The organism is Acidimangrovimonas sediminis (assembly GCF_002871005.1).
GTDB classification, from domain to species: Bacteria; Pseudomonadota; Alphaproteobacteria; order Rhodobacterales; family Rhodobacteraceae; genus Acidimangrovimonas; species Acidimangrovimonas sediminis.
In genome coordinates this window covers 1-11,336 of sequence record NZ_PHSN01000054.1, presented here as the reverse complement: position 1 = coordinate 11,336, position 11,336 = coordinate 1, and the positions used below count along the sequence as shown (strand labels likewise).

Here is an 11,336-nt window from a genome sequence, read left to right as displayed (position 1 = left end):
ACCATACTGGATTCACGAAATGAATCCCTGCAGGGATTTGCGCAACAGAGCCGTTCACAGCAGATGCAGCCCTGTATATCCGGCCCACTGCTGCCATTCGTCAGCACGCTTTCCGCTACGGCGCACTTCTTCAAAGCGGCCATTCGAGGCAATATGCAGCATGGCCTGCTGCCAGTGGTCAGCTGCGCGGGACTTTCCACCCCTTCACCCGACCAAGGCATTCCGCTCCATCGCCGTTGACTCCCTCATCGCGCTGACCCGCTCCCGGTTCACGGTGCCCCATTCGCACAGCGGGGCCAGGGCCGTCACGAGCGTCTCGCCGAATGGCGTCAGCGCATAGTCCACCACGGGTGGGACGCGATGATGATCGCGTCGCAGCAGGACATTCATCTCGACCAGGTCGCGCAACTGCTGGATCAGTACCTTTTCACTGACCCCGCCGACCCGCCGCCGGATCTCCGAGAAGCGCGTGGGCCCGTCCTGGACGTGAAAGAGGATCAGCGGCTTCCATTTGCCCCCAATGACCAGCAGCGCCACATCCAGACCGCAGGGCGTCTCCGTTCGATCCATCTCAATTTTACCCTTACCTTTTGGTAGGTTCTATCATTCAGGTAACCCACTGTCTATCTGGACGCCATGGCCACAGCCATTGTCGAAACACCATGCCCTGATAAGGGAAAGGCACCCAGGATGACGGATCACAGGAACACCATCGAGAAACTCTACATGTCTGCCGAGGCGGCCTCCTTGGACATCGAGGCCTTCGTGTCCTGCTTCGGACAGGACGGCTACGCCCGCGACATTCCCAGCCAGATGGAGTTTCGCGATGCCGATATCGCGCTTGTCGCAAGCGGGATGGCCGAAGCCTTTCCCGACATTCACCGGGAGCTTTTCAGTATCGACGTGTCGGGCGATACGGTCGTCGTTGAACTGGCCATCCGCGGCACGCATCACGGCACGCTTATGACGCCGGCGGGCCCGCTTGCCGCAACCGGAAAGGTCATCGACGTCCCCTGCTGCGATGTCTTCAGGATGAAGGACGGGAAGGTCGCCGCCTTCCACTGTTACAACGCGTCATCGATCATGCAGCAGCAGCTGAGTTGATATTTCATGCCAGAGCTGCCCCGGAGGCAGCCCTGGGCTCGAACCGGACCTGCGGCGGTGCGGCGCTCGACACCCAGGCGAGTGGGGCTGCTCGGCAGAGGCGGCCCGAACCGGACGTCCGCGAAGACAGACCTCGCTGCGGCGCAGCTTCTCTGAAGCAGCCGTCTGCACTTGCGTGCAGCAATGTTCGATAGGTCAAGACGTTCGAGGCTGCGCTAGGTCCGCTCGGCCCAGCTGATATCTACGTCAGCGTATGAGACGCACCTGCGGCGAGAAGCGGCGAGAAGTCGTTTGCCGCAGCAGCCTTGCGGACGTGCGACGGATAGCAGTTCCCGAGCCCCTTCGAGAGGCGGTGCGTCGCGCGTGCCTGTTCGTTCGTCAAGAGATAGAACGTCGGTGAGAGTGTTCGCAGATCGAGCTCAACAAAGAGGAAAAAGTCAGCGTCACCTTTCGTAGCCATGTCGACCGGCCAGCGCGAAATCTCGGTTGGCCGTTCGAGGAACTGACGGGTCTTCACCTCGATTGAGTGCGCCAAGCCATCCACCACCGCGATCAGGTCGTGCCCCGGCGCCCCCTCGGGGCTGGCATAGGCCGCGATCCCTAAAGAATTTAGCTTCGCGAGGGCGAGGACCTCGCCGAGATTGCCGGATTGTTGGTGGGAAAGCTTCTGCATTTCAGACATTTCGGCGCGCGCCTCTCATTTTCCCCTACTGTGCAACGAGCGAGACGATCCCTGCAAGATGCGCGTCGGGGGAGAAGCGGAAGTTCTCGACGTACGGCGTCGGTCTGTTCGGCCCTGAGCTGCCCTTGTTCTAACCGCTCAGCGCCGAAGTGCCACTTCCGCATTCTTGCCGTTCGTGCATCGCGCAGCATTTCACTAGCACAGAGTCCGTTGTATGGGACGGAGAGGACTATCGCCGCCACGGCAGACATAACCGCTAAACCTCACAAACCGCTATTCCGCCCTATGTATCTGAGGAACGAATCTATTGCCCCACTGAGACCATCGTGTGTTTAATATTAATTCATGAATGTAGAAAAGCTCATCGAGGCGATCCAGACGGCCGCCGCTCAAGTTGACCCATACGGGTTAGCACCTCGTGAGGCGCTAAGAGAGCTTTCGGCGCATCTCCGAAAATCAGGCAAATATGAGGAATTTGACAATGATTGCATTCATGCAATCGGGACTTCCGGATCAGCCTTTACGATGGACGAATTCGCTCAGAGCATAGTTCGTCGCGCAACCGTGGTCGGTGCCGCAACCGCATTGCAAGAGGTGAATAGCTATCAAGCAGCAGATCATCTTCACCTAGAACAAATTCTGTTACTCCATAACATTCACATAGATAACGCTTTCACGTTTTCAAACGGAGTGCGCCTTGTTGATCTTGAAGACCTGCCGGAGTCCCCACTACGAGATAGCCTGCTGCGTCAACGCTGGAGCTCACAAATGGGCTGGCGCATAGATGCTGTATTGGCCACCGACTTCATTGCCAAAAAGGATATTCGAACACAGGATGAGGATCGAAAAACCGACTGGTCGGCGTTGAACGAACAATCCAGACTCATCAAATTGCTGGATGATACGCGGCTGATCTTATCCCTAGCCAGACCCGCCGACTATGGCGTTCCCGCACTGGCCGCGACCACACTTGTTCCAACGAATCTGAGCTTTTTGGAGAGAGGCCTTGCCTACAATCCCTTTGCCGAACCGCACGTGGCCTTCGGACCCGAGATCCTAGGTATTGAGGCGCAACGCGCCGGAAGGTTGATCAGCGCGTTTGATAGCCTAAATGAAGAAACACAGGACAGACTTCGGATCGCGCTTAAACGCCTCAATGATGTGAAGATCGATTCTAATTGGGCGAACAAGGCCATCAATCTTAGAATTTGCCTCGAAAACATCTTTCTCAATCCTGAGGAAGGAAGCCAGATCGCGAGGCGCATCTCGGAACGCGCACCGGAATACACGAGTTTCAGCAAGACGCGCGCGAGAAAAGTCTATGCCTTTCTGTCGAAGGCAGTTCACACTGGTGAAACACAGCAGCATCCAAGAATCGATGAACGAATGATAGCGGGCGAAATTCAAAATGCCTTACGCCAGATAATTGACCGCGGTGCTTACCCGGTCTGGCCCGATACAAACCGAGATCAGAAATCGAATTTGTAAAACTGGCTTATTCGGGTAATGCGGATGGTAGGCATTAAGACCAACGCCTGAAAGCCGAGGAGAAGTTCACCTCGGAACCAGCCGTTTGAACTCCGCGCAGCGAACGGCCGCTCCCCGCCCCCTGTGTCGGCCGACATGAACGGCCCTACCCAGACATTCACTAGGCTCCAGACTTCGGTAACGGGTCCTCGTCCGTCAAGCGATTTCGCTGAACAGAACCAATCCCGCTGGCGGGTTCCCTTGATGCGGTCGTTTCGATTGCCTCAGCGCGGCTCGTGTTCAAGGTCTTTGGGGAACGTGCTTCGGTTCGTGGTCAGCCAGGCGGGCTGCCGACAAGATGCTGGTTCGATGCAGTTCCGACGTGTCCATCTCATAAGCGTGCTCAGCCTTGCTGGCGACGGTCCGGAGCCCGACATCATCGGAACCGCGTCCCTTCGGGACCTCGGCGGCCTGCGATCAGACAGGCGAAGCGGGTTGGATCAGGCGGCGGCGTCCATCCTGAAGTTCGTGCCATCGACCCACATGCGATGCAGCACTACAGCCATGCGCCGGGCCAGAACTGCCGTTCGCTGCGCCTGGTGTAGACGGCCGCTGTCCGCAGAGTGCGGCTAGTCAAATATTCTGCGTAAACGCTAGGCGCATTCAAATCCAAAAGTCCCCTAACCCTGAACCTCAAATACCCTGCAGTCGGAACCAGTAGGGGATGGAGACGCGAAATGGATTGCTTGCCGTCGAAGTCTACTGCCGTGACCCCATCCGTAAGGGTTTGCGCTACTGTGGACACCCCTCTTCGAAACACGGCTCTTCGCGCCCTGCACCCAAAGGTCATGTATCCCCAATCACCAACAAATATGTAGTAGTCACGCTTGGGGAACTTGGATACCCCTACTTCGTGTTACAGCAGGTTTGTGCTAGAGGTTTGCAGTGGCGCATTGTGGGTGAAGAAGCAAGCCTCAGCGCTTTGACTGTCGTGAAGGAATAGTCGATTGAAGTTCGTCGCAGACCTTGTTTCAAAACCAGAAGGGATTGCCATCCTTTCCGCATTGATTGGAGCCCTCGCGGCGCTGTCAGCTCAAATCGTTGCAGGCGGAATAAATCTTGCTCGAGATTTAATACTAGAGAGTGTCCGAGTCAAAAGACGCGCCAAGCTTGCCGCGCTTTACTGCGCGGCTGAGCTAGAGTTATTCATAACTCAATGCAGTATTGTATCTCAGAGCCAAGGGCTTGAGATAGATCCGAACGATGTAATGAACGCTAGATTCTCTGATCCGTGCCCAACCCTTCCCTTATCACCAAAGATAGAATGGGAGTTCCTCAATTCAGATATTACAGCTTGGATGTTTTGGTTGAGCGGAGAAGCGCGAAGCGTAGAGAGTAAATCGGATCCTAGAGGGCAAGCGCCACCAGACTATGGCGGAGTGGATCGATATCGAGATGAAGCATGCGCGGACCTCTCTAAACATGCAGTTCTTGTTCTGGCTCGATTGCGAAAGCATTATGGTATAGTCAAGCCACACTCATAAACTGCGGTGACTTATTGGTTGCTGTTGATGCGTGCTTCCTACCGCTTGAAAGCACCGAATGTCAAAATCAAACTGGAGTAGCTGGTGCCAAATTTTACTGATGAGACGATCTACGAAATATTTGGCAACGAAGATGCTGAGAATGAAAGGCCGGAGCGACTTAAGTCGTATTTTTTCCGCAATAGAGCGTATGAAAACCTAAAAGCCAACCTTCCAATTCGGGTTTTGGTCGGGCACAAGGGGGTAGGGAAAAGTGCTCTTTTGAAAATTTGTCATCTTGAGGATGCTGAGGACGGCTTTCTCACACTATGGATCCGACCAAATGACGTCTTTTCTGGCGTTGACTTGGAAGCGACGAGCTTTTTGGCCCTAGTTGAGAACTGGAAAGTTGGTCTTAGCACACTTATTGTAAAAAAGTCGCTCGAGGCGGCCGACCTCTTTGAAGAAGCTAAGAGGGTCGCGCCGATAACTGGTGGCGTTCGACACCTATTGAGCTCATTGGGCAAGCACTTCAAGGAGGCTGATGCGCAACTGGACGAAGCCGGACGGAAGACAGTGTCAGACTTCCGTACAGGCCAACGAATTCGCATCTATCTCGATGACTTAGACCGAGGCTGGGAAGCTCGGGCTAGCGACATCTCTAATATCTCCGCACTTCTAAACGCCGTTCGAGATATGGCTGGTGAGGATAGCAGGATACAGTTCAGAATTGGTCTCCGGACAGATGTTTATCATCTTGTACGGACATCAGATGAATCTACTGATAAGATTGAGGGAAATCTTATTTGGCTTATTTGGTCGAATCATGAGATTCTCACAGCTATGGCGAAGCGTGTAGCAACGTACTTTGGCGAGGAGGTTGATGAGAAGAAATTGGTCGCCATGAGGCAAAAAGACATCGCATATAAGCTCAACAGAGTGATTGCCCCAAAATTTGAGGGGCGCGGGAAGTGGGAAAAAGAGGATACTTATAGAATCTTAATGACCCTAGTCAGAAAGAGGCCGCGAGATCTTGTAAAGCTATTTTACTATGCCGCCAAAGAGGCGGCAAAGGATGGGGCTGAAATTATTCAATCAGCGCATCTTCAGCGCGTCTTCGAAAGATATAGCAACGAAAGGCTTAGGGATGTGATAAATGAGTTCAAGACAGAGCTCCCGCAAATTGAAAATGTTCTTTTAGGCATGAGGCAGACAAATAAGGAGCGAGAGGCTGGTATTGGCCCAGTGTTCGATGATGGTCAAATTTACAACAAATTGCAGACAATAATTTCGGGACTTACAATAAGATTTACCAATGGAGATAAGGTCACTGCGCAGAATCTGGCGCGCTTTCTGTACAAGTGCGACTTTATTACCGCAAGATTTGAGAGGGACGGCTATATTGTCAGAAAGCATTTTGAGGAAAACCAACTTCTCATGAACGAGAGGGCGCAATTCGGATTCAAATGGGAGATACATCCCGCATATCGATGGGCGCTTGAGCCGCAAGGAGTGGATACATTGCTGGCGAGGATTTCTCTTTCGAGTCTAGATTAGATGAGGCGTAAAACCTTCAATCTTATCTTGGGTAATCGCCCATACCCGTGCTTAGGTGAGCTAATTGTCTGGACCGAACGTATGCTGCGATCAGCTCGAATCTAGCGTTTGGGCTGGGTCCGGCTATCTGCCGTGCCAGGCGCAAAGGTCGGTTCTGGGCCGTTAAATCCGGCGGCACCAATGTTCAGCGGGCGACTGTGCGTGATGAGAATATTCGATATTTTGGAACACTACTTTTTCTACGGCCCTTCGAAACTGTGTTCCCAGAGCCTTGCGCTGGCCGGAAGTTGGGTATCTAGAAAATTCCTCCCTTCCGCCAAAGAGCGTGCGAAGCGAAAACTGTTCGCCCGGCTCAAGTGTTGCGACTCTGCGGATGATCTCATCGTTAAAATCATCGAGTATGGCCATTGGCTACCCTCATTGGCTGTTCACAGGCAGTGTATGAACGATGCCGGCTATCGGGAAGCCGCAACGCAGCGAAGACGTTTGTCACGAATGTCTGCAGTGGGCCGGGAGCGACGGCCACCGCTGCCTGCCAGGCGCACGCGCGCCGCAGCGCCGCGTGTCCGCTCTGAGCCCGGAGCGGACCTTGCCGAAAGTGCGCGCCCATTGCGTGGGAAAAGCCACCGAACGCGCCGCCGGGCCGCTCCTGACCGCCCGGGCCCCACGCATGCCGTTGCAGTGGACAAGTGTCCGCGCGGCCATATAGGATTCTACGTTAAGAACGTTCGGAAATCGGCATTGGCAACTGGAGCTATAGCCAGTGAGCACCCACCCAAATTCTGCCGATTCAGGGCGTTAAGGTGCGGAGGATGCTCAGCCCTCGCGGAGCCTCCCCTAGTCCCAGTCTCGGAGGGAATGTGTTGCGTGCCAACGAAAGATCTGGTGTGGCAGAGCGCTCGCTCTCCGAAGGCAAGCGCGCGTTAGGTGGTCCTTCCTCAGTGGTCTGGTGGCTCATCTTCTCTCTGCCTGCGGTCTTGGGCTTTGTTACCTTCGCTGCCGAATATGCACTGCTTCCTGTGCCCGCCGTCCTGGACTTCTATCAGCGCCACTCCGGCCTCATCGACATGAGCAGCATTGGCACGGTCTACCGGTCGACGAGCAACCCGCTCTATCTTTATTTCGCCGTCTATGCCGCGTCGCTGCCGGGCATCTTCATTGCCAGCGCCGCGGTCGTCGTCCCGAAAGCACTGCACAGCCGATCTGAATATTTCGATGCGACACGGCCAGGCAAGGGCATGTTTGGCGCCGCGGCCTTTTTTACAATCTGCGCGGCGGCTGCCTACTTCACGCTCCCCAAGATTTACACGGGGATGGGGTTCCACTTCAGATACGACTGGATCCGCTTCTCGCCGGACCTTCTCGGGGCCTTCTTTTTCGCGTGTTTTTTTTGGATTCCGGCGATGTCCTGGGCGCTCCTCCTCGCGGCGGTGGTTGGCAGGGTGATGCAGTTTGCCGACCACCTGCTTTGGAAGCGCGACAGCAGGAGGCGGCAGCGGAACCGGATACTCCGCCAGGAGGCAGCAAGACGGAAGCTGCATCAATCACACGGACACGACAGCGAAAGGCCGGACCGCGGTTGAACTGGAACTTCCAGTCGATGGTCTTCTCGTCTCAACGACAGCTTTGTGCAGCAATCGCACGAGACAGTTCGGATATTCCAAGGGTGTTGCGATCGAGTGAAAAGAGATAGGAACTCCAATAACCTACGCGGGCTTCCCTGACGGACAACGGAACTGTCGATGGTTATCTCTTCGGTAGCGGAATGCGTAGTTCAGGACGGGCGAACGCTTCTTTACCGAGGAGAAGATCGGCGGCAGGGCGTCCCCATAAAACGCATAAGGCAATCGTCGCGGCGCCCTGTCGCGCTCGGGTGCCGCCCTTCGTCGCGTCCAGAAGCAACGTCTCCTACGTCTGCGGTCCCGACATTGGTGCCCTGCGCGGCGATGGTCGGCTCTGAGCCCTGAGCTGCCGGTCGAGTGTCTACGCGGGGACGATACGCCTGAACACATCGTTAAGGTATGCTTGGTCTTGGATTGTGAAATGTGTGGTGCCGACTTTTTCGAAGGCGTGCTTTAGATAAAAAGCAATCGCAGGCGTGTTTTCGGAGTTGGTCGTCAGCCATACCGATGTGGCATCTACATTGCGCGCGTAGATCAAACCTTGCTCGAGAAGTGCTTTCCCGAGACCCCTTCCGTGGTGCCGAGGCTGAACGTATAGGGTCGAGATCTCCATAGTGGAGCATCCTGAGACAGGGGCTTCTTTGCCTTGACTGAGACGGATGAAGCCATCAATGCCGTCTTCGTTTTCCGACACGATCACATGCTCGTTCGAGGCTTCCAGCACGGCAGTCAGTTTGGGTGTTGTGAACTCGTTCAGTGCAAAATCAGCGAAAAAGGCGTTCACGCCTTTACGGATATACGTTCCCAGCCAAACCTCGATTGAAATGGCGGCAAGAGCCGCAGCGTCAGACGGCTGGCCGGTACGGAATTTCACGCTTCTGCTCCCAGTATTCTGCGGCGTGCAGTGAAGTTAGGAGAAGAAGGCAACGACAGCAATGTCCCGCAATGTCGTCGCTCGAGCCGTGTGAATGCTGCACAGGGAACCGTGCGGCAGCTTCGGGGAGGCCACTGCGCCCGGAGCCGCGCAGATCGAAGGTCGGCTCTGGGCCGAGAGTGCCACGGACCTGGCTACCTCAGGCGTGGGGCCTGCCGCACCGCCGCAGGTCCGCTCCGAGCCCTTACCAGCCATTGCATTGGTATGATCTCTGTAGCTAAGATCTGCCAATGAGACCTGATGTCCACCTACGTCCAGCGACTGCAAATGACGCTGCATCCCTTAGCTCGCTTATTCAAGCGACGATCAAGATCAGCAATGCTCGGGACTACTCGCCCGAGGTGATCGAACGTGTGGCGGCGAATTTCTCACAAACGACCCTCAGGGCACTTATCGAGAAACGGCAGATCTTGATTGCTCTGCGCGGAGATACGGCTGTCGGAACCGCCAGTCTCGACCATGATGTCGTCCGCACGGTTTTCGTCCATCCGGACGAACAGGGACAAGGTATCGGACAAAGCCTCATGGTGCAGATTGAGGACCTCGCGCGTGCGTCAGGTGTTCAATCCCTGCGCGTCCCCGCATCGTTAACGGCGGAATATTTTTACACGCGTCTTGGGTATAGTTTTGTCAAAGAGGTCTTTGACGGTGACGAGCGCACCATCGTGCTGGAGAAAGTGATTTAGACACTCCTGACCGTCTGCTTCGTCCGCGTCGCCGACCTTCACCCTCCCAAAATGCTGCGCGATGGACGAATGGCCGGTCTCGTGAAGCTGCACCGCGGCAACGGTGATCCCGACCAAGGTCGGCTCAGGGCCGCTAGCGTCGGCTCAGCGAAGGGCTTGCCGCGAGCTATCACTGTGGATTTTTCGGCTGCCCACGCCCGCCAACGCCTTGGTGTCGATGACCTGCATGCTCCCCTTTGCTCCCTACGCGATCGCGTTGCAGGGCCTGTCGGATGGATAGAGCTGCAACCCGAAGTGCTACGATTGCCGAGGTTGATGACACTCGATGTTGCTCAACCGCACTTCCCGTAGTCTCCTGATCGCGAAAGGGGACTTGCCATGTTCGTGCTGCTATTCATTCTGATCCTCTCTGGCGCGGGTTTGGTCGCGGGGCTCATCGCGCCGGGGCTCTCGGACGTGCTCCTGATCGCGGTTCCCTGCGCTCTGGCCAGCCTGATCCTGCTTCTCAGGGAGCTTCGGCGCACAGGCCTTTCGCTCGGCGCGAAGAAGCGGTGGATCATTCTCGATGGCTCAAACATCATGCATTGGAAAGGGGACGGCCCAGACATTGCAGCGGTCAAAGACACCATTCGGTTGCTGAGCGCTCAAGGCTATGTGCCTGGCGTCGTGTTCGATGCGAATGCCGGATATAAACTGTTCAACCGATATCAGAATGACGCCGCACTGGCGAAGCTGCTGGGCTTGCATCGGGATCGTGTCATGGTCGTCTCAAAGGGCACCCCGGCAGATGAAATCATTCTCGCCGCCGCCCGGGAATACAAAGCTCAGGTTGTCAGCAATGATCGCTTCCGCGATTGGGCCGACCGGCACCCCGAGGTGGCCGAGGAAGGCCATTTGGTCCGGGGCGGTTATCGCTCAGGCCAGCTCTGGCTGAACCTTCCCAGCGATCCGGCCCGGTAAGACTGCAGTGAACGTCACAAGGTAAGACCGATCGCAATTGACAGTCAGCGCGTGTCAACGGCACCCGCGCGATATTGGGCGTCCCATAGGGTGCGGAGGGTCGACGTCCGGTTTAAGGGACGGAGGTGCAGCATTGATGGCGACCGCGAACGGCAGTTCAGGTCCGAATTTCCGGGTGAGTATGGGCTTACCTCTCTCGAACGCAGGTCCGTTTCCTGCACTTTGCAGACACAGGCGTTGAGGTCGGCTCGGGATGGGTCGTTGATCTGCGACTATACCCTACTCCAGCTCGCTGCCATGTTCGACATCTCCCCAGTGTTTGTTCATTGGCAGTTTTCGAGCACGGCGGATGACATCGCCGATCTGAACCGGTCGGAAAGACCATTGGTCAACGCCCACGTTGACGCTATTTCGAGAGCCCTTCCACTGATCGTGGACGTGACCGAACAGCTGTAGTGCCCCACGGCGGGCGCCGTTCCAAGTGATCATCGGGTAATGGCAAAGCACGAGCGCCTGGTCGCCATCGCGCATCTCGGTGATGTTGGCGATACTGTTCCAAGGCAATGAGACGATCGCCTCGTCGTCGTGGTTGCCAATGATCAGGTGTTTGCGCCCGGGCAGCTGGTGAAACCAGCTGCTGACACGATTCACGTCCTTGACGAAAGCAAAGTCCCCTAGAATCCAGAGATCGTCATTAGAACCGACACAGTCCCGAAAATTCCGGATCAGCACCGCGTTCATCTCGTCGATCGAACCGAAGGGACGGTAATCCCCCCGTTTTTACGGGTGCTCGGACGTAGA

The 11,336-nt window shown here is 55.8% G+C and carries 12 protein-coding genes; 7 read left to right on the top strand and 5 right to left on the bottom strand.

Annotation, left to right across the window (positions count from 1 at the left end; translation table 11 throughout):
* The coding region (locus CVV76_RS25540) for a hypothetical protein (RefSeq protein ID WP_233193148.1) at positions 1–240 on the top strand (240 nt) is incomplete at its 5' end.
* Here the strand turns inward: CVV76_RS25540 and CVV76_RS24060 are convergent.
* Complete coding sequence (locus CVV76_RS24060) at positions 205–570, bottom strand: winged helix-turn-helix transcriptional regulator (protein ID WP_102227224.1); 366 nt, start codon at positions 568–570, stop codon at positions 205–207. The two genes, CVV76_RS25540 and CVV76_RS24060, sit on opposite strands and share 36 nt — an antisense overlap.
* A gap of 120 nt (positions 571–690) precedes the next feature.
* Between CVV76_RS24060 and CVV76_RS24055 the strand changes: the two genes are divergently transcribed.
* Positions 691–1,104 carry an ester cyclase gene (locus CVV76_RS24055; RefSeq protein WP_102227223.1) on the top strand — a complete coding sequence of 138 codons (414 nt, stop codon included), beginning with the start codon at positions 691–693 and terminating at the stop codon, positions 1,102–1,104.
* Between the two features lie 241 nt (positions 1,105–1,345).
* On the opposite strand, the gene CVV76_RS24050 is transcribed toward CVV76_RS24055, so the two are convergent.
* The gene (locus CVV76_RS24050) at positions 1,346–1,777 is read right to left on the bottom strand and encodes a PDDEXK family nuclease (protein WP_146010390.1); all 432 of its coding nucleotides are present in this window, start codon (positions 1,775–1,777) and stop codon (positions 1,346–1,348) included.
* 354 nt (positions 1,778–2,131) lie between these two features.
* On the opposite strand from CVV76_RS24050, the gene CVV76_RS24850 reads away from it, so the two are divergent.
* Complete coding sequence (locus tag CVV76_RS24850) at positions 2,132–3,274, top strand: hypothetical protein (protein WP_146010389.1); 1,143 nt, start codon at positions 2,132–2,134, stop codon at positions 3,272–3,274.
* Positions 3,275–4,881: 1,607 nt separating this feature from the next.
* Positions 4,882–6,333 (top strand): P-loop ATPase, Sll1717 family, encoded by a 1,452-nt coding sequence (locus CVV76_RS24845; RefSeq protein WP_146010388.1) that lies wholly within the window; start codon positions 4,882–4,884, stop codon positions 6,331–6,333.
* Positions 6,334–6,495: 162 nt separating this feature from the next.
* Here the strand turns inward: CVV76_RS24845 and CVV76_RS24840 are convergent, their stop codons facing one another.
* On the bottom strand, positions 6,496–6,741 hold the full coding sequence (locus tag CVV76_RS24840) for a DUF1413 domain-containing protein (RefSeq protein ID WP_146010387.1): 246 nt from the start codon (positions 6,739–6,741) through the stop codon (positions 6,496–6,498).
* Positions 6,742–7,196: 455 nt separating this feature from the next.
* On the opposite strand from CVV76_RS24840, the gene CVV76_RS24045 reads away from it, so the two are divergent.
* Positions 7,197–7,916: a hypothetical protein gene (locus CVV76_RS24045; RefSeq protein ID WP_146010386.1), complete on the top strand. Its 720-nt coding sequence runs from the start codon at positions 7,197–7,199 to the stop codon at positions 7,914–7,916.
* A 400-nt stretch (positions 7,917–8,316) separates the two neighbouring features.
* On the opposite strand, the gene CVV76_RS24040 is transcribed toward CVV76_RS24045, so the two are convergent.
* Positions 8,317–8,829: a GNAT family N-acetyltransferase gene (locus CVV76_RS24040; RefSeq protein WP_102227220.1), complete on the bottom strand. Its 513-nt coding sequence runs from the start codon at positions 8,827–8,829 to the stop codon at positions 8,317–8,319.
* Between the two features lie 290 nt (positions 8,830–9,119).
* On the opposite strand from CVV76_RS24040, the gene CVV76_RS24035 reads away from it, so the two are divergent.
* Entirely contained in the window at positions 9,120–9,575 is a 456-nt protein-coding gene (locus CVV76_RS24035) for a GNAT family N-acetyltransferase (protein WP_102227219.1), read from the top strand.
* Between the two features lie 378 nt (positions 9,576–9,953).
* The gene (locus tag CVV76_RS24030; protein WP_102227218.1) at positions 9,954–10,535 is read left to right on the top strand and encodes an NYN domain-containing protein; all 582 of its coding nucleotides are present in this window, start codon (positions 9,954–9,956) and stop codon (positions 10,533–10,535) included.
* A gap of 279 nt (positions 10,536–10,814) precedes the next feature.
* On the opposite strand, the gene CVV76_RS24025 is transcribed toward CVV76_RS24030, so the two are convergent.
* Positions 10,815–11,276 carry a metallophosphoesterase gene (locus CVV76_RS24025; protein WP_102227217.1) on the bottom strand — a complete coding sequence of 154 codons (462 nt, stop codon included), beginning with the start codon at positions 11,274–11,276 and terminating at the stop codon, positions 10,815–10,817.
* Positions 11,277–11,336: the final 60 nt, after the last annotated feature.